The sequence below is a fragment of the Brachybacterium aquaticum genome, from assembly GCF_014204755.1.
In the GTDB taxonomy this organism is placed as follows: domain Bacteria; phylum Actinomycetota; class Actinomycetes; order Actinomycetales; family Dermabacteraceae; genus Brachybacterium; species Brachybacterium aquaticum.
The window spans coordinates 2,750,562-2,776,400 of the sequence record NZ_JACHLZ010000001.1; the positions used below are offsets into that span (position 1 = coordinate 2,750,562).

At 74.4% G+C, this 25,839-nt stretch carries 21 protein-coding genes; 9 read left to right on the forward strand and 12 right to left on the reverse strand.

Features of this window, described 5'->3' with window-relative positions:
* Positions 1-18: 18 nt before the first annotated feature.
* From HNR70_RS12330 to HNR70_RS12350, 5 genes are all read right to left on the reverse strand, one after another.
* Positions 19-1,551, reverse strand: a complete 1,533-nt coding sequence (locus HNR70_RS12330) for a hypothetical protein (protein ID WP_184325915.1) — start codon at positions 1,549-1,551, stop codon at positions 19-21.
* A gap of 227 nt (positions 1,552-1,778) precedes the next feature.
* The gene (locus HNR70_RS12335) at positions 1,779-2,573 is read right to left on the reverse strand and encodes a hypothetical protein (protein WP_312857658.1); all 795 of its coding nucleotides are present in this window, start codon (positions 2,571-2,573) and stop codon (positions 1,779-1,781) included.
* Positions 2,574-2,704: 131 nt separating this feature from the next.
* The gene (locus HNR70_RS16395) at positions 2,705-4,081 is read right to left on the reverse strand and encodes a GHMP family kinase ATP-binding protein (protein ID WP_312857659.1); all 1,377 of its coding nucleotides are present in this window, start codon (positions 4,079-4,081) and stop codon (positions 2,705-2,707) included.
* Entirely contained in the window at positions 4,078-4,959 is an 882-nt protein-coding gene (locus tag HNR70_RS12345) for a nucleotidyltransferase family protein (protein ID WP_312857660.1), read from the reverse strand. The genes HNR70_RS16395 and HNR70_RS12345 overlap by 4 nt, the downstream gene beginning before the upstream one ends.
* Positions 4,960-5,028: 69 nt before the next feature.
* Positions 5,029-6,249: an NAD(P)/FAD-dependent oxidoreductase gene (locus tag HNR70_RS12350; RefSeq protein WP_184325916.1), complete on the reverse strand. Its 1,221-nt coding sequence runs from the start codon at positions 6,247-6,249 to the stop codon at positions 5,029-5,031.
* A 132-nt stretch (positions 6,250-6,381) separates the two neighbouring features.
* Here HNR70_RS12350 and HNR70_RS12355 point away from each other — a divergent pair, with 132 nt between their 5' ends.
* Both HNR70_RS12355 and HNR70_RS12360 read left to right on the forward strand, forming a co-directional pair.
* Entirely contained in the window at positions 6,382-7,878 is a 1,497-nt protein-coding gene (locus HNR70_RS12355; protein WP_184325917.1) for a glutamate-cysteine ligase family protein, read from the forward strand.
* 116 nt (positions 7,879-7,994) lie between these two features.
* A complete protein-coding gene (locus tag HNR70_RS12360; RefSeq protein ID WP_184325918.1) occupies positions 7,995-9,020 on the forward strand; it encodes a bile acid:sodium symporter family protein in 1,026 nt (341 codons plus the stop codon).
* Between the two features lie 111 nt (positions 9,021-9,131).
* Here the strand turns inward: HNR70_RS12360 and HNR70_RS12365 are convergent, their stop codons facing one another.
* On the reverse strand, positions 9,132-10,928 hold the full coding sequence (locus tag HNR70_RS12365) for a BCCT family transporter (protein ID WP_184325919.1): 1,797 nt from the start codon (positions 10,926-10,928) through the stop codon (positions 9,132-9,134).
* 256 nt (positions 10,929-11,184) lie between these two features.
* Here HNR70_RS12365 and HNR70_RS12370 point away from each other — a divergent pair, with 256 nt between their 5' ends.
* Positions 11,185-11,937 carry a DUF4352 domain-containing protein gene (locus HNR70_RS12370; RefSeq protein WP_184325920.1) on the forward strand — a complete coding sequence of 251 codons (753 nt, stop codon included), beginning with the start codon at positions 11,185-11,187 and terminating at the stop codon, positions 11,935-11,937.
* On the opposite strand, the gene HNR70_RS12375 is transcribed toward HNR70_RS12370, so the two are convergent.
* Positions 11,918-12,442 carry a DUF2306 domain-containing protein gene (locus tag HNR70_RS12375; RefSeq protein WP_184325921.1) on the reverse strand — a complete coding sequence of 175 codons (525 nt, stop codon included), beginning with the start codon at positions 12,440-12,442 and terminating at the stop codon, positions 11,918-11,920. The genes HNR70_RS12370 and HNR70_RS12375 overlap by 20 nt on opposite strands.
* Positions 12,443-12,735: 293 nt before the next feature.
* A complete protein-coding gene (locus HNR70_RS12380) occupies positions 12,736-13,554 on the reverse strand; it encodes a hypothetical protein (protein WP_184325922.1) in 819 nt (272 codons plus the stop codon).
* A gap of 129 nt (positions 13,555-13,683) precedes the next feature.
* Between HNR70_RS12380 and HNR70_RS12385 the strand changes: the two genes are divergently transcribed.
* Positions 13,684-14,268 (forward strand): hypothetical protein, encoded by a 585-nt coding sequence (locus HNR70_RS12385; RefSeq protein ID WP_184325923.1) that lies wholly within the window; start codon positions 13,684-13,686, stop codon positions 14,266-14,268.
* Between the two features lie 126 nt (positions 14,269-14,394).
* Here HNR70_RS12385 and HNR70_RS12390 read toward each other — a convergent pair whose 3' ends face one another.
* The gene (locus tag HNR70_RS12390) at positions 14,395-16,659 is read right to left on the reverse strand and encodes a lamin tail domain-containing protein (RefSeq protein ID WP_184325924.1); all 2,265 of its coding nucleotides are present in this window, start codon (positions 16,657-16,659) and stop codon (positions 14,395-14,397) included.
* A 175-nt stretch (positions 16,660-16,834) separates the two neighbouring features.
* Here HNR70_RS12390 and hrpB point away from each other — a divergent pair, with 175 nt between their 5' ends.
* Positions 16,835-19,459: an ATP-dependent helicase HrpB gene (hrpB, locus tag HNR70_RS12395; protein ID WP_184325925.1), complete on the forward strand. Its 2,625-nt coding sequence runs from the start codon at positions 16,835-16,837 to the stop codon at positions 19,457-19,459.
* Between the two features lie 33 nt (positions 19,460-19,492).
* Here the strand turns inward: hrpB and HNR70_RS12400 are convergent, their stop codons facing one another.
* Entirely contained in the window at positions 19,493-20,149 is a 657-nt protein-coding gene (locus HNR70_RS12400) for a GOLPH3/VPS74 family protein (RefSeq protein WP_184325926.1), read from the reverse strand.
* A 147-nt stretch (positions 20,150-20,296) separates the two neighbouring features.
* Between HNR70_RS12400 and HNR70_RS12405 the strand changes: the two genes are divergently transcribed.
* The gene (locus tag HNR70_RS12405; protein ID WP_184325927.1) at positions 20,297-20,764 is read left to right on the forward strand and encodes a DUF3817 domain-containing protein; all 468 of its coding nucleotides are present in this window, start codon (positions 20,297-20,299) and stop codon (positions 20,762-20,764) included.
* A gap of 18 nt (positions 20,765-20,782) precedes the next feature.
* Here the strand turns inward: HNR70_RS12405 and HNR70_RS12410 are convergent, their stop codons facing one another.
* Positions 20,783-22,000, reverse strand: a complete 1,218-nt coding sequence (locus tag HNR70_RS12410; RefSeq protein ID WP_184325928.1) for a hypothetical protein — start codon at positions 21,998-22,000, stop codon at positions 20,783-20,785.
* Positions 22,001-22,259: 259 nt separating this feature from the next.
* On the opposite strand from HNR70_RS12410, the gene rlmC reads away from it, so the two are divergent.
* The 3 genes from rlmC to HNR70_RS12425 are packed head-to-tail and all read left to right on the forward strand — an operon-like array spanning position 22,260 to position 25,161.
* Positions 22,260-23,459, forward strand: a complete 1,200-nt coding sequence (gene rlmC / locus HNR70_RS12415) for a 23S rRNA (uracil(747)-C(5))-methyltransferase RlmC (RefSeq protein WP_184325929.1) — start codon at positions 22,260-22,262, stop codon at positions 23,457-23,459.
* Positions 23,456-24,157, forward strand: coding sequence for an SRPBCC domain-containing protein (locus HNR70_RS12420; protein WP_184325930.1), 702 nt, complete (start codon positions 23,456-23,458; stop codon positions 24,155-24,157). The genes rlmC and HNR70_RS12420 overlap by 4 nt, the downstream gene beginning before the upstream one ends.
* Positions 24,154-25,161, forward strand: a complete 1,008-nt coding sequence (locus HNR70_RS12425; RefSeq protein ID WP_184325931.1) for an asparaginase — start codon at positions 24,154-24,156, stop codon at positions 25,159-25,161. The genes HNR70_RS12420 and HNR70_RS12425 overlap by 4 nt, the downstream gene beginning before the upstream one ends.
* Before the next feature lie 34 nt (positions 25,162-25,195).
* On the opposite strand, the gene HNR70_RS12430 is transcribed toward HNR70_RS12425, so the two are convergent.
* Positions 25,196-25,618 (reverse strand): VOC family protein, encoded by a 423-nt coding sequence (locus tag HNR70_RS12430; RefSeq protein ID WP_184326683.1) that lies wholly within the window; start codon positions 25,616-25,618, stop codon positions 25,196-25,198.
* Between the last annotated feature and the right edge of the window lie 221 nt (positions 25,619-25,839).

Genomic DNA, 25,839 nt, shown 5'->3' on the forward strand with positions numbered 1-25,839 from the left:
GGCCCGCGCGAGCGGGCGTCAGCGGCCGGGGGTACCGCCGTCCCCGAAGCCGATGCCCTCCGCCGCGGAGGCCGCGCCGAGGCCGGTCGAGGCGGAGAGCGCGGAGCCCACCGCGGCGCCGGTCGCGGACCCTCCCGTGATGCCGCTCACCAGTTCGCCGAGGTTGGCGAGCAGTCGCTCGAACAGGGTGGTCGGCGCGTCGAGCGCGGCGGGGGCGATCCGGCTGCCGCCAACGCTGCCGGGCGACATCGCGGGGCCCTCCACGCCCTGGGGACCGAGCGGTCTGCCCGGCTGCACCGCGTCGTCGGCGCTCTCGCCGGCCCCAGTCGCCGCGGCGTCCCCGGCACCGCCCGCAGCACCGCTTCCGGCGCCACCACCGGCACCGCCAGCGGCACCACCAGCACCGCCACCCGCACCGCTGCCGGATCCGCCGCTGCCGGAGGCACCGGACTCGGACCCACCGGACTCCACCCCACCAGAGCCTGCGCCCTCCCCGGCGCCGCCGCTCTGTCCAGCCCCGTCGGCCGCACCGGAGCCCGACCCGTCGGCCGCACCCCCGGCGGCCCCGTCGGCCGACCCGTCGCCGAGCACGCCCTCGGCGCCCGCGCCGATCCCGGAGCCAAGCGCCGAGCCGATCCCGGAGCCGAGCGCCGAGCCGGTCCCGGAGCCGAGCGCGCCCAGCGCGCCGCCTGCGAGGCCCTCCGCGCCCAGGCGGCCGCTCTCGCCGATCAGGTTGCCGAGGCCGGCGGTGAGGCCGAGGCCTGTGAGCAGCTGGTCCAGCGCCATGCCGAGCCCGAGCGCCTGCGCGACCATGTCGGCGAGCGCCCCGCCGAGCACGCTGCTGAGGAACGAGCCGAGGAATGCCGCCCGACCCTCGGGGGTGGCCAGCAGCTCGCCCAGCAGCGCCTCCACGGCCGCGTCGGTGCCCGCGGGGAACATCCCGCCCTGCAGGGCCGCGGTGAGCGCATCGCCGAGCGGACCGCCGGCGAGCGCCTGGCCGAGCTCCGGGCCGAACAGGCCGCTGAGCAGCTCGCCGACCGCGCCCTCCGCACCGGTCGCCACGCCGCCCGCGGCGCCGAGCAGCTCGCCCGCTCCCGGGTGGCCCGCTCCCGGCTCGCCCGAGCCTGCACCGGGCGCGCCGCCATAGCCGGAGCTGTACGCTCCCCCGCTCCCGGAACCGCCGGCCCCGCCCCCACGGGACCCGCCGCTGCCAGGCCCGCCGCTGCCAGGCCCGCCACCGCTGCCACCGCCGCCGATGCCTCCCCCGCCGCCGCCGATGCTGTCGGGGCTCGACGCGCCCTCCTGCTCCTCGGCGTGGGCGCGCAGGCGACGCGCGCGCTGGCGCAGCTCGACGGCGCCGTCCAGCAGCCCGGGGCGGACGATGCCGGACCACTCGGCACGGAAGTGCTCGGCGTCCTCACCGGTCCATTCGGTGGCGTCGATGGTCGCGGCGAGGCGGCCGGCCAGCTCCTCGAGCGCCTCCGCGCGACGCGAGCAGACGGCGCCCATGGTGCGCAGCGCGTCGGTGTCCGCACCCCAGATCCCGTTCATCCCCTGCGGTTCCCCTGTCCCGTGCCGCGGTGGTCCGCGGACGCCGCTTCCCCGTGTCGTGCCCACCGTATTGCGCGTCCCCGCCCACGACCATGGGGAGGACTACCCATGCCCGGACCTGCCCCGATGCCGTCTCCGTGCCCCTCGGCGCGGCTGACGGGGCCGGGTACCGACGGGCCTGGCGGCCGGGTGCCGACGGCGCGGCCGACGTGGCCTTCCGGCCGGGGTCAGTCCGTGTGGACGCTCAGCACGAGACCGGCGGAGCTCCAGGCCAGGCGCACGTCCAGCGGGTCGCCGTCGACCTCGACCTCCATGGCGTCGGTGCGGGTGCCGGGCTCGGCATCGCGCAGGTCGGCGACGGCGAGCGCGCCGTCGGGGACGCCGGCCGGGGTGTCGGCGCCGGGGGCGGTGAAGGGCGCCTCGGGCACGTCGTCGGCCTCGACCATGCCGAGGATCGCGGCGAAGAGGTGGGCGTCCATGAGCTGCTCGGCGGCGTCTGTGCGGTCGGCGTCGGTGTCGTCGGCCGCGGGGCCGCGAGCGGCGAGGTCGGTGAGGGTCGCCTCGAGAGCGTCGGCGAACAGCCCGAGGTAGGTGGGCAGGTCGCGGGCGGCGAGCTGCAGGGCGAGGTCCTCGCCGATGCCGTACACGGCGCCGGGGTTGCCGTCCTCGTCCAGGGTGAGGATCACGGCCGCGTCCGGGGTCTCGTACAGCGGGTAGTAGGCGGTGGTGTCGCCGAGCAGGGTGTACGGGCCCACGTCGGTGCGGTTCTCGACCAGCAGGTCCAGCACGGGAAGGCCGCACACGGTGATCCCGCCGAGCTCGTCGGTGAGCTGCTCGAGGGCGGGCGGCGGGTCCCCGGCCACGTCCTCCTCGGCGACGGCCAGGCCGGGCACCAGCGCGGCGTCGTCCGCGTGGGTGGTGACAAGGGAGGAGAGGCGGTCCAGGACTGGGCGGACCGTGGCGATCGGCAGCACCTCGGCGCCGGTGGGCCAGGGCAGGGAGTTGTTCATCGGCGTGCTCACCGCTCCAGTCTGTCACGCGCTCCGCCGCGCACACGGCCGCCGCACGCCGTCCCAGGGGCGCCCTGCGCGGTGGCCGCTGCCGCTCCGCGCATCCCCTGGCCCGTCCCGCTCACTCCATGCGGCGTCGGCGCTCACCCCACGCGCCGGGCGGCGCCTCCGGGGCGGGTGACGGCGGTGGTGGCGTGCTCCCGTCCGGGGTGCTCCTCGCGGTAGGCGGCGAGCCAGCGGGCGGCGAAGTCCTCGGCGCTCTCGCGCGGCACGAGCGCCCAGACGCTGCCGCCGAACCCTGCCCCGAAGGCGCTCGCGGCCGCGGCGCCGAGGCGGCGGGCCAGGCGCTGCAGTGCGACGGTCTCGGGGACCTGGTTGCGCAGGCCCTGCTCGGCGCCGGCCTGGGACTCGTCGACCAGTCGGCCGAACTCGGCCAGGTCCCCCTCCTCGAGGGCGAGCGCCGCGGCGGGGACGAGGCGCTCTGACTCGGCGAGGAATTGCTCGAGCCGCCCACGCAGGTACCCGTCGGACCCTGCACCGGCCGCCCCCTCCCCCACCACCAGCTCCCGCAGCCGCGAGGTCGCGGTGGGGCCGGAGGCGACGGCGTCGGCGAGGGTCGCGTCCTCGCGGCCGGTGTCCTCGCGCCAGCGGCGCAGGATCTCGGTGACGGCGAGGGAGACGCGGTTGTAGTCGTCGCGGGCGGCGCCGGTCTTCGCCGCCTCCACGCCGCTGACCGCGACGACCAGGGCGAGGTCGTCCGGGAAGGCCACGACGCGCTCGCGGCGCACGGGGCAGAAGGCGTACTGGACCAGGGCGTCCGCCTCGCCGCACAGCATGGCGGTGTGATCCTCGCTGCCGCCGAAGGTGCCCACCCCGCGCTCGCCGCGCAGGCTCCCGAAGCTCTGACCGTTCTCGACGGTGCCGAGGTACTCCCCGAGTTGCTCGGGGGTGGTGATCTCGGCGGTGAAGGCGGGATCCGCGGCGAGACCGGCGAGGTCGATCAGCGCGAGGGCGAGGCCGACGACGAGCGCGGAGGAGCTGGACATCCCGGCCGCGAGCGGGAGGGTGGAGGTGATCTCCACGTCCGCGCCGCGGAGGCGTCCGGGGAAGTTCGCCGCGAGCCTGGCGGCGACGGTCCGGACGTAGCCGCCCCAGTGCCCGGCCGGGAGGTCGGCCGGCGCGCCGGAGGGGTCGAGGGTCGAGGAGGGGTCGTCGAGGTCGAGGACGACCTCCCCGTCGGCCGTCTGGGAGCGGACCCGCAGCGTGCGGTCCTCACGGGCGCGGGCGGTGACGGTGTGGCCGGCGTCGACCGCGGCGAGCAGCGAGCGTCCGCCGGCGTAGTCGGTGTGCTTGCCGAGCACCTCGATGCGGCCGGGCACGAACCAGCTCACGCCGGCCGGGCGCTCCCCGGCGCGGGCGGCGAGCTGGGCGAGCACGTCGCCCGTCGGGCGCTCCCCGTCGGCCGACGGGCTCCCGACCGACGAGCCCCCGACCGACGCCCCCGCGCCCGCAGTGCTCACAGCCGCAGCTCGATGCCGGCGAGCGCCTCCTGCACAGCGGCGATGTCACCGCGGGAGGACATGTCCAGCACGCCCGCGGCGGCGGGCACGACGGTGAACGCCTCCCCCTCGGAGACCATCAGGCGCACGGCGTCGACGATCTCGAGCTCGCCCCGGGCCGACGGGGAGATCCGCGCGCAGGCGTCGAAGATCGCCGGGGTGAACAGCCACGCGTTCATGGAGACGGGCGCGTCCTCGCCGTAGGCGGCGAGGGTCTGCTCGTCGGGCTTCTCGACGATGTCGGCGAGGTGCCCGTCATCGTCCGCGGCGATGAGCGCGAAGGCGCGGATCCGGTCAGCGGGGATGTTCGAGCCGGCGACCAGCGCGGCGCGGTCGAAGCCGACCAGGGCGGCGCCGGGGGCGGCGGCGAGCGCCGCGAGGGCGGCCGACGGGTAGTAGTTGTCGGAGTTCAGCACGATCACACGCTCGTCCCCGGCGAAGTCGCGGGCGGCGGAGACGGCGTCGGCCGTGCCGCGGGGCTCGGCCTGCACGGCGGTGGTGACGGTGAGGCGCCCGCCCGTGGTGCGCTCGGCGTACTCGCGCAGCACGTCGTGCTCGGGCCCGATGACCAGGCACACCTCCTCGACGCCCACGTCCGCGAGGACGCTGAGGACGTAGTCGAGGAAGGGACGGCCCACGTCGATCAGCGCCTTGACGCCGCTGTCGGCGACGGCGGCCTGGGAGGCGTCCAGGCGGGCGGAGTCGTCGGCCCGGCGCATCCGGGTGCCGAGGCCGCGGGCGAGGATCACGGCCCGGCGCACGGCGGGGCTGCTCGCGGCGCCGTGCTCGGAGCGGTTCTCGGGGCTGCTCGCGGTGGTGTTCTGCGTCGTCGCTGGCACGGCCGGAAGTCTACGGGGCCGGACCGGCCAGGCTCACCCGCCGGGGGATCTCACCCGCCGGGGACGATCTCACCCGCCCGGGACGATCCGTGCCTCCAGGTCCTCGCGGTCGATGCCGTCCTCCTGCGAGTCGGCGATGAGCTGGCGGGCGGAGGGGACGGAGTCCCACGTGTTCCACAGCAGCACGCCCTCGACCGCGCCGTCGTCGAGGTAGTGCACGACCGCGGCGGTGCGGTCCTCGTTCCACACCTCCACCGTCTCCAGCGAGGTGTCCAGGTTCCCCACGGCCTCGTAGCCGTCGTCGAAGAGGTCCGAGAAGAACAGCGGCGTGTGGTCGTACACCTCCCGCTCCTCCTCGGGGCGGGTCATGTTGCGCCCGGCCACGGCGCCGGAGGCCTCGGCGTGATCGACGTGCTCGACGTGCCGCCGCCCCAGCAGCGCGTCGTCGTACAGGGCGATGTCCCCGGCGGCGAAGACGTGCGGGGAGCTGGTGCGCAGGTGCGGGTCCACCACCACGGCGTCGCGGTCGGTGTAGATCTTCGCGGCGCGGGCGAGGGAGGTGTTCAGCTCGGCGCCGAGGCCCAGCACGACCGCGTCGGCGGTGAGGGTCTCGCCGTTGTGGGCGTGGAGGGTCAGGGTCGCGCCGGACGCGATCGAGCCCAGCCGGAACCCGCCCACGAGCTGGACGCCCCTGTCGGTGAACACCTCCTCGAGGTGCCCGGTCAGGGAGTCCGGGAGCATGTGCTCGAGGACCCGGGTGCCGCCGTGGGCGAGGGTCACCTCGGCGCCGGTGCGGGTGAGCGCCGCGGCGACCTCGGTGCCGATGTAGCCGCCGCCGACGACGACCACGCGGGCCCCGTCGGCCGCGAGGCTGCGCAGGTGGCGGTAGTCGCCGACGGTGCGCAGGCTCATCACGCGCTGGTCGTCCACCCCCGACAGGCGCCGGGCCGAGGCGCCGGTGGCGAGCAGCGCCGTGCCGTAGTGGACGCGGTGGCCGCGGGCGGTGACGACCGTGCGGGAGGCGGGCAGCAGGGAGGTGACGAGGGTGGAGGTGAACAGATCCGCGCCGGTCGCCTCGGCGGTGCCGAGGTCCTGGCTGTCGGGGTCGGGGTCGTCCCCGGTCCACAGGGTCTTGGACAGGGCCGGGCGGTAGACGGGGCCGTGGGGGTCGGCGGAGAGGATCGCGATGGTCGCGTCCTCGTCCTCCTCGCGGATCGCGCGGGCGGCGGCGTCCGCGGCGATCCCTCCGCCGATGATCACGTGGTCGTAGCGTTCCTGCAGGTCCGTCATCGGAGCCTCCTTCGGCGAGCGCGGACCTCCACGCTATGCCCGCGCCGACCGGGCGGCAATGGTCCGGCCTCCCCGCCGCGTCCCCGCACGTGCTTTCATGAGCGGGCACACCCGCACCGACCGGAGGTCACCATGGGACGCGAGATCGGCTCGACCGAGTACACCCGATCCCAGCGCACGCGCTACCGCCAGGAGCTGGCCCGCAACCTCGACCTGTTCGAGTCGTTCCTGGACACCGCCGAGTTCGTGGACGAGGGCACCGTCGGGGTGGAGCTGGAGATGAACCTCGCCGAGGAGCCCTCAATGGCCCCGGCGCTCATCTCCGACCTGCTGCTGGAGGACATGGACGACGAGGACTACGTCCACGAGATCGGCCGCTACAACCTCGAGGTGAACCTCCCCGTCTCCCACCCCATCGGGTCCGGGCTGCGCGACCTCGAGAACGCCCTGACCGCCGCGATCGACAAGGCCGACGCCGCCGCCCGCGCCCGCGGCGCCCGCATCATCCCCATCGGCCACCTGCCCACCATCACCGAAGAGCTCTTCGACGGCGACACATGGCGCGCCCCCGGCGCCCGCTACGAGGCCCTCGAGGGCACGGTCCTCCAGGCCCGCGGCGAGGAGATCGCGCTGCGGATCTCCGGGGAGGGCAAGGGGCTGGACACCACCTTCGACTCGATCGCCCCCGAGAGCGCCTGCACCTCCATGCAGCTGCACCTGCAGGTCCCGCCCGAGCAGTTCGCCGCCGCCTGGAACGCGGCCCAGGCGATCGCCGGGCCGCAGGTCGCGCTCGCCGCGAACTCCCCCTACCTGCTCGGCAAGCGGCTGTGGCACGAGACCCGCGTGCCCACCTTCGTGCAGGCGCTGGACACCCGCCCGCCCGAGTACGCCGCGCAGGGCGTGCGCCCGCGGGTGTGGTTCGGGGAGCGGTGGATCACCTCGATGTTCGACCTGTTCGAGGAGAACGTGCGCCTGTTCCCGGCGCTGATCCCCGAGTCCCGCGAGATGGCTGAGGAGCCGCTGCTCACCGAGGGGCACTCCCCCCGTCTGCACGAGCTGATGCTCCACAACGGCACCGTGTGGCGCTGGAACCGGCCGATCTACGATCCCGGCACCGACGTGCCCCACCTGCGCCTGGAGAACCGCCTGCTGCCGGCCGGACCCACCCCGGCGGACATGGCCGCGAACGCCGCGTTCTTCTACGGCATCCTCTCCTCGCTCGTGCACGAGCGGCGCCCGCTGTGGTCGCGGATGAGCTTCGAGCAGGCCGACGAGGCCTTCCAGCAGTGCGCGCGCTGGGGCCTGGAGGCGCGGGTGCGCTGGCCCAAGGTGGGTCCGATCCGCGTCGCGGACCTGCTGCAGCAGCAGCTGATCCCGCAGGCCATGGAGGGTCTGCGGGTGCTGGGGGCCGACGAGGACGTGATCTCCCGCTACCAGGAGATCCTCACCGAGCGCGCCCGCACCGGCCGCAACGGCGCCCGCTGGCAGATCGACACCGTCACCTCGCTCGAGCTGCGCGGCGGCACCCGGGAGCAGGCGCTCGCGGAGATGACCCGCCGCTACCGCGCGAACGTCGACTCCGGCGAGCCCGTGCACGCCTGGCAGGTGCCCGCCCGCCAGAAGCCCTGACGCCGCGGCGCGCCGGCCAGGCCCGTCGGCCGCCGTCGCACGACACTCGCTGACACCTGTCTCACCAAGCGTCCACATCATGGGATGCCGTCTCATTCGGCAGTACAGTGCGGGCCATGAGCACCCAGTCCCCCACTCCCGCGCCGGGAACCGACACGGTCCCCGCCGTCGACGCCGCCCGCGCCTCCGAGGACCGCTCCGCGCGCATCGCGGTGACGGTCTTCCCCGCCCTGATCCTCCTCGCCGCCGCGGTGGGCTTCTTCGCCCCCGGCTTCGGCCAGACCCTCGCGCCGTACACCAGCATCTACCTGGGCGTGATCATGTTCGCGATGGGCCTGACCCTCACGATCCCGGACTTCGCCCTGGTCGTGAAGCGCCCGCTGCCGGTGCTGATCGGCGTGGTCGCCCAGTACGTGATCATGCCGCTGATCGGCCTGCTGGTCACCATCGTGCTGCAGCTGCCCCCCGAGCTCGCCGTCGGCGTGATCCTCGTGGGCTGCGCCCCCGGCGGCACCAGCTCCAACGTCATCTGCTACCTCGCCAAGGCGGACACCGCCCTGTCGGTGACGATGACCTCGATCTCCACCCTCCTCGCCCCGCTCATGACCCCGCTGCTGACCCTGTGGCTGGCGGGCTCCTACCTGCCGGTCGACGCCGGCGCGATGGCGCTGTCCATCGTGAAGATGGTGCTGATCCCCGTGGTGGGCGGCCTCGTGGTGCGCCTGATCGCCGGGAAGCTCGTGGACCGGATCCTCCCGGCCCTGCCCTGGATCTCCGTCGCCGGCATCTCGCTGGTGGTCATCTCCGTCGTCTCCGGCTCCACCGAGGCGATCGTCGCCGCCGGCGGCATCGTGCTGCTGGCCGTGATCCTGCACAACGGCCTGGGCTACCTGATCGGCTACTGGACCGCCCGGCTGCTGCGCCAGGGCGAGCGCGCCGCCCGCACCACCTCCATCGAGGTGGGCATGCAGAACTCCGGCCTGGCCGCGACGCTCGCCGCGAGCGCGTTCAGCCCCGCCGCCGCGCTGCCCGCCGCAATCTTCTCGATCTGGCACAACCTCTCCGGCGCGGTGCTGGCGATGTACTACCGCCGCAGCGCGGACCGGCACCAGGCCGATCCGGTGCGCGCCGTCAGCGTCTGATCCCCGCCCCCGGGGCCGACCAAGGGCCGACCAGGACCTGACCCGACGAGGGCCGACGACCGCACCAGCGGTCGTCGGCCCTCTCTCCGTCCGGGTCGGGCAGGTCGGACCTCAGCGCGACTCGTCGCGCCCGTGCTCCGGGAGCGGGGCACGCGCGCTGCCGGTGCGGGCCGGCAGGGTACCGCTCGTCGGCGTCTCGTCCCCGGGACCGTCCGGGTCCTCGTAGAGGTCGCTCATCACCGGCACGCCCGTGGTGCTCGTGGGCTCGACGACGTAGTCCTCGGTGTCGAACTCGTCGTCCTCCTCGCGGCGCTCGTACTCCTCCGGGGGCAGCACCTGCGCCCACTCGCGGGTGCGGATCTGCGGCAGCTCGCCCGCGTCCTCCCGCAGCGCGCGCAGCAGCGCATACATCTGGAACCAGCCCATGACGAAGAAGGGCAGGCCCACGAGGATGATCGTGGACTGCAGGGCGGTCAGCCCGTCCTCGCCGGAGAACACCAGCAGGGTCGCGGTGACCAGGCCGATCGCGAGGCCCCAGAAGATCCGCTGGCCCAGCGGGTTGTAGTCCTCGTGGCCGTTGGCCATCGAGTCGGTCACCAGCGCCGCGGAGTCCACGGAGGTCACGAAGAAGATGACCACCAGCACGATCGCGATCACCGAGACGAGGAACGACGCCGGATAGTGATCGAGGAAGGCGAACAGCGCACCTGGGATGTCCCCGTCGGTGACCACCCGGTCCACCAGGCCGCCCTCGCCGCGCAGCTCGATGTCGAAGCTGGCGTAGCCGAAGATGCCGAACCACAGCACGGAGAACGCGGACGGCACGGCGAGCACGCCGGAGACGAACTGGCGGATGGTGCGGCCCTTGGAGATGCGGGCGATGAAGATGCCCACGAAGGGCGACCAGGTGATGGTCCACGCCCAGTAGAAGACCGTCCAGGTGTTCTGCCAGCCCGTGTTCGCGAAGGTGTCGTTCCACAGCGCGAGCTCGGGGAGGTTCACGAGATAGCTGCCGAAGCTCTCCAGCGTCCCCTTCAGGACGAACAGGGTGGAGCCACCGGCGACAAGCACGAAGATCAGCAGCAGCACGGCCACGACGATGTTGAGGTTGGAGAGTACCTTGATGCCCTTCTTCAGGCCGAGCGAGACGGAGATCAGGGCCAGGCCGCTGACCACGCCGATGATGATCAGGTTCCAGCCGGCGCTCTCGGGGACCCCGAACAGCTGGTTCAGGCCGCCGTTGATCTGCAGGGTCCCCAGGCCCACCGAGACGGCGACACCGAAGATGGTGCCGACGATCGCGACGATGTCGATGGCCTTGCCGATCGGACCGTGGATGCGCTCGCCCAGCAGCGGCTGGAAGATCGAGGACACCCGCGGGGGCAGGTTGCGCTTGTGGATGAAGTAGGCGAAGCACAGGGCGGGCAGGGTGAAGATCGCCCAGGTGTGCAGCGTGAAGTGGTAGTAGGTGAAGTTCATGGCGTCCTTGGCCGCGGCCCGGGTGCCGGCCTCGATGCCGAGGTCGGCCCCGCGCGGCGGGTCGCCGAAGTGGCTGATCGGCTCGGCCACGCCCCAGAACATGAGGATCGAGCCGATGCCGGCGGCGAAGAGCATCCCGAACCAGGCGGGCCCGGAGTGCTCGGGCGGTTCGTCGTCGGGGCCGAGCTTCACCCGGCCGAAGCGCCCCACCGCGATGACGACGAGGAACACCAGGAACGTGGTGACGCCGAGGATGTAGAACCAGCCGAGGTTGGTCAGCAGCCAGTCCGAGGCGCCGGAGACGGCGGCGTTCAGGGGGTCGGTGAACAGGATGGTCCCCAGCACGAAGGCGAGGATGATCGCCGCCGAACCGAAGAAGATCACCGGCGAGGTGCGCAGGTGGAGGAGGTCGTGGAGTCTCGTCAGCATGAAGGTCATCTCTCGTGCGACGGCGCCGACGACTGCGAGGAGTGCTCCCAGGCCGGCCCGCCGGGGGTGGGCAGGTCTTCCGGACGCGCCCCAGTATGTCGAAGTTTCTGTCCGCGTGTCCGACAATGCGGTGTGAGGAGGTGCATGGGGAGTCCTCCCCATGGCCGGGCCGGCGCGGCGCCGTTAGCGTGGCGATGAGCGGCCGATCGGGGCCGACGGCGAGGCCGCGGAGGGCGGCGGCGAGGCGGGGATACCCATGAGCACTCCTTACGGCGCACCGTCCGGCGGGTACGGGCAGAGCGGCAACGGCCAGGGCGGCTACCCGTCCCCGCCGCCCGCGCCTCCTCGGAAGAACCGGGCCCCGCTTTTCATAGCCCTGTCGTGCGGCTGCGCGCTGCTGGTCGCGATCGTGGTGCTCGTCGCGGGTGCCGGCCTGTTCGTCATCGGGCAGGACGCGGAGGAGCCCACCCGAGCCCCGATCACGACCTCGTCGGAGGACCCCGCGTCGGAGGACCCCGCGACTGAGGACCGCGCGACTGAGGCCCCGACCACGGGCATCCCCACCTCCGAGCCGCCGAGCACGGACCTGGACACCGATCGCCCGGCCGAGAATCCCACCGAGCCCCCAGAGTCGGACGCCGTCTCCGACGGCGCCTCGTCGATCTCCGTCCAGATCGGCCCGACGTCGGAGGACACCACGCTCGAGACGCACGACGACGTGCTGGAGAGCCAGAACGGGAAGTTCGTGGGCGTGGAGGTCACGATCACGAACAACGGCACGAGCGACATCGGCCTGTCCGGGGAGAACTTCCTCTTCTACGACGAGGACGGGCAGTCCTACACGCTGCGCTACGGGGCGTTCTCCACCTCAGGGCCGCAGATCGCGCCCGGCGAGGAGGCGGTCGCGGAGCTGTACGCGGACGTTCCCGGGGACGCGACGCTGGACCGCGTCAGCTACACCGACGAGGTCGGCACCGGTGGCCAGGAGGTCAGCTTCCCTGTCGGCTGACCGACCGGTCGACCCGCGCGGTACGATCCTCTGCCGCGGTCCCGCTCCCGCGCTCCCCCGCCGCGCGCACCACGCTCACGGCGAGGATCGCGACGATCACCGCGACCCCGGCGGCGGTGCCGAGCGCGACCACCGGCTCGGAGGCGAGCAGACGCGCGATCAGCCGCGCCGGCACCAGGGCCGCGAAGGCGAAGGCGGCGAGGGTGCCCAGGTAGGAGCCGATCATGAAGCCGCGGTGAACCTTGACGTCGCCGGTGCGGATGCCCAGCAGCGCCGCGACCATGCAGACCAGGGTCCAGATCGACAGGCCGTGCAGCCAGGAGAAGCCGTCGGGCGCGATCCAGAAGCTGGTCACGCAGGTCACCACGATCCCGGCGACCCAGGTGGCGCCGAGGACGCGGTGGGCGAGGTCGCGGCGGCGGCGCAGGATCTGCACCGGGCCGAGGAGGAGCACGTACAGCGCGGCGAGGGCGTGGAGGGTGATCACGGGCGTGAAGGCGTCCATGGCTCGACCCTAGGAAGGCCGCCGCACCCCCTCCCATCACATCTGTCATGGATCCGGATGACGCCCCGTCACGCCCCCGACTCCCCCGGTTCAGCAAATCGCCAGCCTCGGCACAGTGCTTTTCCTGGGAGGGGGGTTTAACTTGTCCCAACGCGTCACCGGAGGACCTGCTGACTGAGGAGGAGGCAGGATCCATCTGATCCGGGACGCGGGGGAAAGGGATGGCCCCGGCTCGTGGGGACGAGCCGGGGCACTTTCCTGTTCGGGGGTCCTTCGCAGCTCAGCGCCGCCGGTCAGCGCCGCAGGTCGATCCCGAACACGCGCCGGATCTGGGCGACCGCGTGGCGGGTGAAGCGCCGGTCCGAGGGGGTCGAGGCGAAGGGCAGCACCAGTCCGGGGTGATCGGGGTGGGTGACGCGGCCGTGGGTCGCGCCGGGGGTGATCACGAACCCGGCGTCCTCCATCCTGCGCATCAGCTCCCGGCGCGTGGTGGGGTGGCGCGTCCCCTGCCCGCCGCGGGTGCTGTGCCCGGCGGCGTCGTCCGCGATGTCGAGCGCGGGCTGGTACTTCTCGGGCCGCACCGACAGGGCGTAGCGGGTGGAGAACAGGCCGATTACGGCGTTGTCCGCGCGGCGCACCTGCACCACGAGCCCGCCGCGCTGGAAGTGGTCGCTGGTGCCGGCGTCGGCGGTCCAGGCGTCCTCGGGGTCGGCGACGGCCTGCACGATCTCCTCGGAGCGGACGTCGGCGATGCCGACCGCGCGGATGTCCTCGTCGCGGATCCGCAGGGGGCGCGGCAGCGGACGAGGGTCGGAGGCGTCCAGGGTGTGCACGGCGTCCGCGGGGGCGGGCGCGGCGGGGCGCGGGAGCTGGACGGTGCGAGCACGACGGCGGGGCAGGCGGGCCGAGGGCTGGGAGCCCGGCGCCTGGGGGTCGTCGTGCTCGGGGTCGGCCGACGGCCCCGCGGCGTCGGCGCCCCTCGCGTCGCTCTCCGCTCGGCGCCGGGGCACGGCCGTGTAGTCCACCGGCGTGACGGCGCGGGCGGGGTCGGTGCGGCCGGCGAGCGCCCGGGGTGTGGGGCGCGGTCGAGGCGACCGGGGACTCTCTGACATCGCTCCCCCTCCAGTGCTCTCGCGTGCTCCCCGTCGGTCTCCGCGCGGGGCTCCTCCCCTGATGGTGCCACGGCGGAGCCGCTCCGCTACGGTGACGCCTGTCGTCGCCCGCCCGTCGTGAGGTCCCCCATGAGAGTCGCCACCGCCCGTCGTCCGTCCCGCGCCCGCGCGGTCCTCGGCACGGTCGCCTCGATGCTCGCCGTCGCCGCGCTCGCGGCAGGCTGCACCGGCGGCTCCTCTTCTCCGGAGGAGTCCTCCCCCGCCGCCTCGGAGTCGGCTGCGTCGGAGGCCACCGCCTCGGACTCCGGGGGCACGGCCGCCGGGGGCTCGGAGGGTGCGGCCGACGGGGGCGCCGGTGCGTCCGACGGGGGCGGGGCGACCGCCGTGGCCGTCCCGCAGGACCCCTACCCCGTCACCCCGGCCCCGGAGGGCTTCGTGCCGCCGGAGCCGTGCACCGGCGAGGGCGCCTACTTCACCGAGGTCGGCACCTCCGCGACCCCGGACCTGCCCGAGCGCGCCGGGGAGAGCCTGACCGTGGACCTCGTGAGCATCGAGGGCGATCAGGCGCAGCTGCGCGCCACCATCGGCGACAGCCCCGCCCGGGACATCGAGCCGATGACCCTCGGGGAGATCGTGACGCTGGATCTGTGGACTCTGTCGGTGACCAGCGTGTGCGAGGGGACCCAGCAGGTCGAGTTCGACCTCATCGACTGACCCTCGCAGCGACTGTCCCTGCAGCCCCGAACGGACGACGGCGCGGCGGCCCCTGTGAGGAGGGACCGCTGCGCCGTGCGTCAGCGGGGCGAGTGCAGCAGCGCTGCGCTCAGGTCGCGGGCGGGGTCAGTTCCCGTTCGCGCCCTTGCCCTTCTGGCCGGCCCATTCGGGGGCCTTGCCGCTGTTCTGCCCCGGAGCGCTGCCGCTGTTCGAGTCGGGGCCGTTGCCGTTGGCGAGACCCTGGCCCTTGCCCTGGTTGCCCTTGCCCTCCGGACCCTTCCACTCCGGACCCTTGCCCTCGGGGCCGGCCCAGTCAGGACGGTTGTTGCCGCTCGGCGCGGGCTCCTCCTCGTCGTCGTCCTCGTCACCGCCCGGGACGGCCGGGGCGGCGTCGCAGTTCTCGTCGATCAGGCCGATGCCGCGCAGGGCGTGGCCGTCGGTGTCGGCGTCGTCGGAGAACCAGGCCTGGCGCACGCCGTCCTCGCAGACGTCGGTGGGCTCGAGGGCGATACCCTCGTTGGCGAAGTTCGCGGGCATGCCGTCGGGGCGCTCGAAGACGACTGGGGCCGCGGCCGGGTCGGCGGCGGAGAGGTCGTAGAGGACCGAGCGGCCCTCGAGCGCCTCGTCGGCGAAGGCCCACAGGGTGTTCGAGGCGGTGTCGTAGTCCAGCGCCATCAGGCCCGGTAGCGGGGAGGCGAGGGTCGCGACGAGGGTCGCCTCGCCGCCGGACTGCAGGGCGACGGCGTAGACGTCGCCGGTGGTCTCCAGGACCACGAAGGCGTATGCCTCGGCGGCGGGGACGTCGGCGCCGAGCTCCGCGAAGGCGCTGGCGGGGACGATCTCCACGGCCTCCATGCCGCCGTTGGCGCCGGTGGCGGGCAGCAGGGAGGTCAGGTTCCACTCGGCGACGACGGTGAGGGTGTCGCCCTCAGCGGCCGGGTCGAAGGCGAGGACCGTGTTGCGGGAGACGCCGGAGTTGTCGTTGTCGCGCTCGGCGGAGACGTAGACGCGGCCGTCGAGGCCGAAGGAGATGCCCTCGCCGTCGGGGGTGCCGGTGCCGTCGGCGAAGCGGGTGTGCTTGCCGCCGGTGGGCCAGCCCTCGGACTGCTGCCAGATGCCGGTCTCGTCCTGGACGAGGCGGGAGATCTGGCCGGCGTCGTTGTTCACGCCCCACAGCACCTGGGTGCCGTCCTCGAGGATCTGCAGGTCGAGACCGGAGAGGTCCTCGCCCCACTCGTCGGCCTCGTCGTTGACGGTGAGGTTCCCGTCGGTCGGCAGCTGCTGGCCGACGATCTCCTCGGGCTCGCCGCAGTCGTTCTCGGCGCCCGGGGTGGCGGCACCGGAGGGGAGGTAGCCGTCGGCGCACAGGGCGAAGGATCGGGTGACGTGCGCTGTCCAGGAGAGCTGGCCGAGCAGGGCGCCGCTGGGATCCTGCAGGCGGACCATGCCCTCGTCGCCGAGGCCGTAGCCGAGCTGGTCGCCGGTGATCAGCAGCAGGGCGCCGGGCGCGATCACGGTGCCGCCGGGGATGACGTAGACGTGGTCGTCCTCGGCGTCCAGGACGCGGTAGCCGGAGACGTCCACCGGGGCGTCGCCGAGGTTCTTCAGCTCGACGAAGTCGTCACCTGAGGAGTTGGTCTCGTTGATAGGCACGTCGCCGAGGGCGTTGGGGGCGCCGGGGGTGGCGACGCGGCTCATGGAGAAGGTGCCGTCGGTGCCGCGCTGCCAGGAGGGGGTGGCATGCTCGCCGGCGGGCCAGGTGGTGCCGTCGGCCAGAACCCCGTCGGGGGTGAAGATGCGGGCGGAGTCGCCGCGGCCGAGGCCGTAGGGCATGCCGGTGAAGACGTAGCTCTCGCCGGGGGCGAGGACGGTGCCGTCGGGCACGTAGGCGGGGACCTCGTTGGGGATGTCCTTCTCGTCCAGCAGGTACCAGCCGGAGAGGTCGACCTCGCGATCGGAGACGTTGGTGACCTCGACCCAGTCGTCGCCGTCGGAGAAGACCTCGGTGACGTCGATGGCGTCGGCATCGGGGTGATCGCCCGGGACCTCGGGGGCGACGTAGGGGCCGGAGTTCGGGGCGCCCTTGGTCGGCTCGGCGGAGGCGACGATCTGCCCGTCGACGACGATGTAGGTGGCGGGCGCGTGCTCGGTCCAGGCCAGCTCGTCGATGAGGGTGGTGCCGTCCGCGGCGTACAGGCGCACGGTGTCCGCACCGACCAGGCCGACGTCGAAACCGCCGTCGACGGTGTTCTCGTGGTCCAGCACGAGCAGCGCACCGGGCTCGATGACGGTGCTGGCCAGCGGCAGGGCGAGGGCAAGGGTGCCGGTGACCGCGGCGGCGCGGCCGACGGCGGCTCGACAGGCGGGGAGGTGGAGGGGGCTGGGGCGCACGCGAGCTCCTGGGGATCGCGAGGGGGTCCGGACGATCCCATCAGCGCCGGATGAACCGGTGGGGTGGAGAAGGTGGCGGGGTGGTGGACGGGTGTCGACGGCGCGGGGCACGGCCGACGGGGACCAGCCGGGCCGGTCGCGCGGGGCTCGACCCGCGGCGCGGCATCATGGAGGGATGGCTCCCTCCCCCGCGTCCGCCGCTGCGCCGAGCCCTGCGCCGCATCGCTTCGACCTCGACGCCGTGGGGGCCGGTCTGCCCGTCGCCGACGCACGGGAGGAGCTGGAGCAGGCTGCGCGCAGCGGGGCGATGGTGGTCACCGCCCCGCCCGGCACCGGCAAGACCACCCTGGTCCCTCCGCTGGTCGCGAACGTCACGGGCGGCCTGACCCTGGTCACGCAGCCGCGCCGGGTCGCGGTGCGCGCCGCCGCGCGGCGCCTCGCCTCGCTCGACGGCAGCGCGCTCGGCGGGCCGGTCGGGTTCACGGTGCGGGGGCAGCGCGAGGTGGGCCCGCAGACGGCGGTCGAGATGCTCACCCCGGGTGTGCTGCTGCGACGCCTGCTGGCCGATCCGTCGCTGCCGGGGGTCGCCGCGGTCGTGCTCGACGAGGTGCACGAGCGGTCGCTGGAGACGGATCTGCTGCTGGGGATGCTCGCCGAGGCCGGGCAGCTGCGCGAGGACCTGCTGGTCGGGGCGATGTCCGCGACGCTCGACGCTGCGGCGGTCGCCGAGGTGCTGGACGGTGCGGCGATCGTCGAGGTCCCGAGCGCCCTGCACCCCCTCACGATCGAGCACGCCCCCTCCCCCGCGCCGCGCCTGGACGCCCGCGGCGTCACCCGCGAGTACCTCGACCATCTCGCCCGCACGGCCGCCCGGGCCCAGCGCGAGCAGGGCACCGACGCGCTCGTGTTCCTGCCCGGGGCGCGGGAGGCGGACGAGGTGGTGAATCGTCTGCAGGGACTGGTCAGCGCGGGGAGCGACGAGGTGGAGGTGCTGGCACTGCACGGCCGGCTCCCCGCCGCGCAGCAGGACCGCGCGACCAGCGGGCGCCGCCCCGGCGAGCCGCCCCGGATCGTGGTCTCCACGGCGCTCGCGGAGTCCTCCCTCACCGTCCCCGGCGTGCACCTGGTGATCGATGCGGGACTGTCCCGCGAGGTGCGGCGCGACCGCGGCCGGGACATGTCGGGCCTTGTCACCGTCAGCGCCTCCCGCGCCGCGATCGAGCAGCGCGCGGGCCGTGCCGCCCGTCAGGGCCCGGGCCGGGCGGTGCGGGTGTTCTCCGAGGCGGAGCTCGCGGGCATGCCGGCGCAGTCCCCGCCGGAGATCACGGCCGCGGACCTCACCGATGCGGCGCTGTGGTTGGCCTGCTGGGGCACGCCCCGCGGCGAGGGTCTGCCGCTGCTGACCCCGCCGCCTGCCGCGGAGATCCGCGCCGCCGAGCAGACCCTCCAGGCCCTGGATCTCGTGGACGACGAGGGCCGCCCCACCCCGGCCGGGACCCGGGTCGCGCGCCTGCCGATCGGGGTGCGCGAGGCGCGGGCCCTGCTCGAGGGCGCCCGCCGCCTGCCACAGAACAGCACCGCAGCTCGGCCTGCGGAGATCGCCGCGGAGGTGGTCGCCGCGGTCTCGGACGACCACCGCCCGGCAGGCGCCGACCTTCCGAGACTGCTCACCGACCTGCGGTCGGGCCGCGTCCCGGGAGCGGAGCGGTGGCGGCGCGAGCGGGACCGTCTCACCCGCCTCGCGTCGGGAGGGACGTCGAGGAGCGGGGCGCCCGAGGAGCCCGGGATCTCCGCGACCGACCCGGCCGAGCAGGCCGGGGCCGTACTCGCCCTCGCCCGGCCCGAGCGGATCGCGCGCCGGGTCGGCGAGGGGTCGCGCTCCTACCTGCTCGCTTCCGGCACGCGTGCCGCGCTGCCCGAGGGCAGCGGCCTGCTCGGCGTCGAGTGGCTCGCGGTGTGGGAGGTGCAGCGCGCGGAGGGGCGGGCGGCCGACGGGACCGGCGCGGTGGTGCGCGCCGCCGCCCCGCTCGCGGAGGCCGACGCCCTCGCTCTCGGTGCCGGGCTGCTAGTCGACGGGCGCACCGCCGTGCTCGAGAACGGCACGGTCAGGGCTCGGCGCCGCCGGGCGCTGGGCGCGATCGAGCTGGCCTCCACCCCGGTCGCCGCGACCGCGGAGGACACCGTCCCCGCGGTCCTCGCCGCGGTGCGCCGCGACGCGCTCAGCGCGCTGAGCTGGAGCGAGGCGGCAACCTCACTGCGGGCACGGCTTGCACTCGTGCATCGCGAACTCGGGGCACCGTGGCCGGCGATGGACGAGGCGGCACTGCTGGACGGGCTCGAGACGTGGCTCGCCCCGCAGCTCTCGGCACGCACCACGCGCCTGGAGCGGATCGACCTGGTCGCGGGGCTGCGCTCGCTGCTGCCATGGCCGGAGGCGGCGGAGCTGGACTCGCTCGTGCCTGAGCGGCTCGCGGTCCCCTCGGGGTCCACCGCCCGGATCGACTACCCCGATCCGGAGGACCCGTCGGCCCGGCCGGTGGTGGCGGTGAAGCTGCAGGAGCTGTTCGGGCTCGCCGAGACGCCGCGGCTCGTGCGCGGGCGAGTGCCGGTGCTGTTCCACCTGCTCTCCCCGGCCCGTCGGCCGCTCGCGGTCACCGACGACCTGCGCTCCTTCTGGGACGGTCCCTACCAGGAGGTGCGCAAGGAGATGCGCGGGCGGTACCCGAAGCATCCTTGGCCGGAGGATCCGTGGACGGCCCCGGCGACCGCCCGCACCACCCGCGCGCCGCAGCGCCGCTGAGAGGAGGGGCTCCGGGACGGGTCGGGGAGCAGCTCAGCTGGCGGCCATGATGGTCGTGGTGGTCGTGGTGGCGGCGAGCACCGCGGTCATGTCGTCCATGATCCGGCGCACCGCGGCGGCGGCCGGGTGGTCGATGCGCAGCGCCTCGATACGCTGATCGAGCTCGCGGCGCGGGAGGCCGGGCAGGTCGTCCTTCAGGATGCGGTGGGCGATGCGCATGGCCCGCAGGGTCTCCAGCAGGATCCCGTCCTGCAGGCTGGCGCGGCGCGGGTCCTGCAGGGCGGCGGCGAGGCGGGCGCGCAGCGCGCGCTCCGCGGTGTCGTCGTGGGTGGGCCAGGAGGTGGTGAACCAGCCGTCCTTGCGCTGCACGACCCCGGCGGCGGCGAGGCTCTGCCCGATGACCTCGGTGAGGTTCATGGTGCGGTGGCCGATGACGTGCTGGAGGTTCTTGCCGTTCAGCTCGGTGAGCGCGCCGAGGGCCTGGTCGAGCACGGGCAGGTCGGTGGGCTGGGTGGACAGCACCTGCACCTTCGGGCGGCGCTCGTCCGTGAGCGCGATGCGCTCGCGCAGGGCGAGCTCGGCGATCGCGGCGGCGGCGAGGGCCTGCTGGCGGTAGGCGGTCGAGTCCTGCTTGCCGGCGTCGGTGGTCAGCAGCAGGAACAGCTCTCCGGGGATCGTGTGCGTCGTCATGTCCTCACCCTTCCAGAGGAGCCGCAGGGGGCGTATCCCCCTGAAGTCGACCGCCCGCCCCTACCTCGGCGGGTGCTCAGTCCCGTCTGACACCATGCTCCCGTCGCCCCTGCCGGCGACACGAGACCGCGAGCCCGAGAAGAGACCATGCGCCTGTTCCAGACCCCGTCCCGCCTCTACCGCCTACTGGCCTTCGCCGAGATGGTCACCTGGACCCTGCTGCTGGCGGGGATGTTCCTGAAGTATGTGGTGGGCTCCACCGAGGCGCTGGTGCGCATCGGCGGTTCGGCGCATGGCTTCGTGTTTCTCTCCTACGTGGTGGCGACGGTGCTGGTCGCGGTCGACCAGCGCTGGAGCCTCGGGCGCCTGGCGCTGGGCCTAGGCTCCGCCTTCGTCCCCTATCTCACCGTGCCCTTCGAGCGGTGGGCGCACCGCAAGGGCCTGCTCGGCGATGTGTGGCGGCTGCGCGAGGAGCCGGGCCGCACCGCACCGGAGAAGCTGGTGGCCTGGGCGCTGCGCCATCCGGTGCTCGCCGTGGTGATCGCCCTGGTCGCGGTCGCGGTGGTGTTCACCGTGCTGCTGCAGCTGGGCCCGCCTACGCAGTGGTTCTCCTGACCTGACCAACCCGGGGCGTCACCGGTTCCCGGCCAGCGGGTCGATCCGCACCACCTCCCCGCCGCGCAGGTGGAGCCGGTCCAGGTCCGCCACGGGCACCGCCCGGGACAGGCGCGGGGTCTGTGGCTGATCAGGCTCAGGCGGCAGCGCCTCCCCGAAGCACACCCCGCAGCCCTGCACGGCGAGGGCCTGGGAGCGGCGCGCCTCCCACTCGATCTGCGCGGCCTGCGAGGCGCGGATCCACGGCCCGCCGACGGGTCGGCACGGATCCTCGCAGTCCTCGCCCTGCAGCGGGCAGTGGATCGGCCGGGCCGTGACCAGCACCGGCAGACCCTCCAGAAGCGGCACCCGCGGATCCGTGCCGGTGGGAATCACGTCCAGGCCCCGCGGACCGATACGCACCGCCGCCGGCTGACCGAACTCGCGCGCGACGGCCAGGGCGCTCTCGAGGGCCTGGTCGGGATGCGCGGCGAGCAGGTCCTCGCGCACGGCGACGGCCGGCTCGAACCAGTCCCGGCGGGTGCCCACCAGGGCGCCCCGCCCCACCATCCCGCCGCGAGCGCGCAGGGCGGCGGCGACGGCGGGGAGCCGGAACCAGCCGCGGCGCGGGGACAGCGGCGGGCGCCGGCCGCCCTCTCCCGGCGCGCCGACCTGCAGACCCTCCCGGCTCGGGCGCACGGCGGGCTCCTCGGCGGGGGTCCGCGGCGCCATCGGGGAGCGACGTCCGGAGAGATCCCCGACCGGCGTCCCCTCCAGCGCGGTGGAGGGCAGGACCGGGCCGAGCGCGGGGACGACGAGCCAGGTGTGCTCGAGCTCGAGGGGCGGACGATCCCGCAGGGTGCGGCGCACGCGCTCAGGCTGCGGCGGGGAGGTCGGCGGCCGACGGCGGAAGGCGTCCTCGTCCCACCCGTCCTCGTCCATCCCGTCGAAGTCCATCCCGTCGTCGTCCCACGGGCCGTCGTCCACCCCGTCGGCCGGATCCGGCCAGTCTGCCGCATCCCCGGCGCTGCCGGGATCGACGAGCAGCAGCGGGTCCGCGCTCGCGGTGATCATGCCGAGGCCGGGCAGGGACAGCTCGATCAGCTGGTCGCGCCAGGTCGCGGCGTGCTCGTCCTCGGCCCCGGCGCGGCCGTCGGCGGAACTGCGACCGAGCCGCCCGGAGGGGGCGGCCATGTCACCGGGACCGAGCGGGCCGCAATGCTCGTCGTGCTGGGGGTGGCGGTTCTGATCGTGCATGTCTCTGGCCTTCCGAGAAGGGCCGCGCGGGCCGTCTGACCGGATGGGCGGTCGCCCTCCGGCCGGGTCTTCCTCGACGGGCACCGGGGACGGTTCCGGTTGCCGCGCGGCCTCTGCCGAGGAAGTCCGGCCGCGTCTCGTGACCCGTCTGCGACGGTACCCACGGGGTCCGACAGACGAACCGGTCGCCCTGCGCCCGCGCTCCTCTGCCCGCCCTACCCCCGCCCCGCACCGGCGGGGCGCCTCGTAGACTCCTCGGGTGCGCTGCCCCCATTTCGACTCCGGTGCGTGCAGGTCCTGCACGCTGCTGGACCTGCCGCGTCCACGGCAGCTGCGCGAGGGCACCGGCCGCGTCGAGGCGCTGCTCGCCCCGCACCTGGCCCCCGGGGTGTCCTGGGACGCGCCGATCCTCGGCCCGGAGGCGGGCTTCCGCGCTCGCGGCAAGATGGCCGTCGGCGGCACCGCCCAGGACCCGGTCCTCACCCTGCCCGGCCAGAGCGCCGGCACCGACCTGTGCGACTGCCCGCTCTACCCGGACGGGGTCGAGGAGGTCCTGGACGGGGTGAAGGCCCTGATCCGTCGCGCCCAGGTCCCGCCCTATGACGTGGCCCGCCGCCGTGGCGAGATCAAGAACGTGCTGGTCACCGCCTCACCGGACGGGGAGCACCTGCTCCGCCTCGTGCTGCGCAGCGAGAAGGCCCTGCCCCGGCTCCGCGAGCACCTGCCGCGGCTGCTCGAGGCGCATCCCTCGATCGTGTCCGTCAGCGCGAACATCCACCCCGAGCACACCACCCGCGTCGAGGGCGACACCGAGATCGCCCTCGCCGGCACCAGACGCCTCGCCGTGCGCACCGGGGACGTCACGCTGTTCTCCCGCCCGCAGTCGTTCCTGCAGACCAACACCGAGGTCGCCGCGCAGCTGTACCGGCAGGGGGCGACCTGGGCGACGGAGCTGCTCACCCCGAGCAGCGAGGAGCAGGCGCCGCGCGTCTGGGACCTGTACTGCGGCCTGGGAGGCTTCGCCCTCCACCTCGCCCGCGCACTGCCCGCCGCGCACGTGACCGGCGTGGAGGTCTCCGCCCAGGCGATCGACGGGGCCCGCGAGGGCGCCGCGCACCTGAGTCTTGCGAACACGACCTTCCTCGCGGACGACGCGACCGCCTGGGCCGCGCGCGAGGCGGAGCGCTCCGGCGCCCCGGAACTGGTGGTCGTGAACCCGCCGCGTCGCGGACTGGGCGCGGAGCTGGCAGGCTGGCTCGAGCGCTCCGGGGTCCGCGACGTCCTCTACTCCTCCTGCAACCCCACCACCCTGGCGACCGATCTCGCCGCGATGCCGTCGCTGCGCATCACGGCCGGTCGCTACGTCGACATGTTCCCGCACACCGAGCACGCCGAGGTGATCGTGCGCCTGCGTCGTCAGGACGCCGCGCCCCACCGAGGCGAGGAAGGCACTCCATGACCACCGCCCCCACCCAGCAGCTGACCGCCGTCACCCGCACCGTCGCCCCCGCCAAGCGCGGCAACGACGTGATCCTCTCCCAGACCTTCGACGTCGCCCCCGAGGCGCTGTGGGAGGCGCTGACCACCGCCGAGCGCCTGGCCCGCTGGTTCGGCCGCGCGAGCGGCGACGTGGTCCCCGGTGGCCGCTACGAGCTGCCCGACATGGAGACCCACGGGACTCTGAAGGAGGTCGACCCGCCCCGTCGGGCGCTGCTGACCTGGGAGTTCGGCAAGAGCTCGAGCGACCTCGAGCTGCGCGTCGAGCCCGCGACCGAGGAGACCGACGCAGAGGAGATCGGCGCAGAGGAGACCGACGCCGAGGAGACCGACGCCTTCCCGGCGACCCGCAGCACCCTCACCCTGCGCCACAACGTCCCGGCCGACGCCCACTGGGCGACCTTCGGCCCCGCCGCGACCGGCTGCTCCTGGGATGCGGCGCTGTACGGCTTGACTCTGCACCTCGAGGACGCGGGCGCGGACCTGCTGCCGCGGCTGAGCCGGTTCGCCGGCTCCTCCGAGGGCGCCGAGTTCACGCGCGCCACGGCGGATGCCTGGTACGAGGCGCACGTCGCCGCGGGCGCCGACCGCAAGCCGGCCCGCAAGGCATCGGTGCGCACCGCCGCCTTCTACCTCGGCGAGGAGATCGACCTGCCGTGACCGCGACCGTGGCGGTGCTGTCCCTCGGCGGCACCATCTTCATGTCCCAGGACGGCGAGGGCGACAACGCCCGACCCGACGACGGCGCCGCCGCCCGGCTGCTGGCGACCCTCGCGGGCGATGTGCAGCTGCTGCCCGAGACGCTCGCGAACACGTCCTCCTCCGACGTGCGCCCCCACCACCTCGCCGCGGTCCTGGACCGGGCGCGCGCCGTGGTGGACGCCGGGGCCGACGGGGTGGTCCTCACCCACGGCACCGACACCCTGGAGGAGTCCGCGTTCCTGCTCGAGCGGTACTGGGACCGCGAGGCGCCGCTCGTGGTCACCGGGGCGATGCGCCCGGCCAGCGATGTGGGGGCCGACGGGCCGGCGAACCTGCGCGACGCGGTGCGGACGGTCACCGCGCCGTCGGCCCGGGGCCTCGGTGTGCTCGTGGTGTTCGACGGGCATGCGCATCGGGCCGACGAGGTCACCAAGTCCTCGTCCCGCTCCGTCTCGGCCTTCTCCTCCGCGCCGACGGGGCCGCTCGGGATCGTCGAGGCGCACGACCTGCACCTGCTGCAGGCCCCGCGACCCCGCGTCGCGCAGATCGGCGGGACGCTCCCGGACCGCTTCCCGCCGGTGCCGCTGCTGATCGCGGGCCTGGACGAGGACCTGGAGCTGCTGGACCACGTCCCCTCCGCGCAGCTCGCGGGTCTCCTGATCGCCGGGGTGGGGATGGGGCACGTCTCCCCCGCCGCGATGCCGCGGCTGCGCGCCCTGCTGGAGGCGGGCACGCCCGTGGTGGTCGCGACCCGCATCCCCTCGGGCGGCACCTCCACCCACCACTACGCCTACCCGGGCTCGGAGGTGGACCTGCTGGAGGCCGGGGCGACCATGGCCGGGCTGCTGCCCCCGCAGAAGGCGCGGCTCCTGCTCCAGACGCACCTCGGCGCCGCCCGGGAGAGCGGCGCCGAGGTCACGACCGAGGGCGTGCGGGAGCTGTTCGCCCCCTTCGCCAGCTGACGCTGCAGCAGGTGCTGCTGAGCGAAGAGCCTGGTCAGACGGCCTGCGTGAAGCAGAACGGGTGGCCGGCGGGGTCGACGTAGACCCGGAAGCTGCCCGACGCCGAGGGCTGGTGGTCGTGCACGGTGGCGCCGAGGGCCAGGGCCCGCGGCTCGGCGGCGTCGATGTCGGTGACGGAGAGGTCCAGGTGGAACTGCTGGGGGTGCGACCCGGTGGGCCAGGTGGGGCGCTGGAAGTCGTCGATGCGCTGGAAGGCGAGGGAGGGCTGGCCGCCCGGCTCGTCGGCGCTGACGCGGCCGCCGGGCGGGAGCAGCTCCGCCCAGTCGGCGTCGCTGCCCTCCTCGACCCGCCAGCCCAGCAGCTTTGCGTAGAAGGTGGCCAGCTGGAGGGCGTCGGGGCAGTCGAGGACGGTGAGATCGAGGGCGGGGACGACGGGCTCGGTGTCGAGGTTCTCCATCATGGCCCCACGGTAGGAGGCCCCGGGCCCCACGGGAAGCACATCCGGCAGGACACGCGCGTGTCCGCATGCCGTCGGCCGCGCCCGCCCCACCGCGCCTGCCCCACTTCCCGGCCCCGCCCGCCCCGTCGGCCGCCCGTGTCCGCCCAGGGCGGAGCGCCCGGACCACCACCGCACGCGCGTCGGTGACAGACTGGGGCAGTGCCGTCTGCCATCGACCC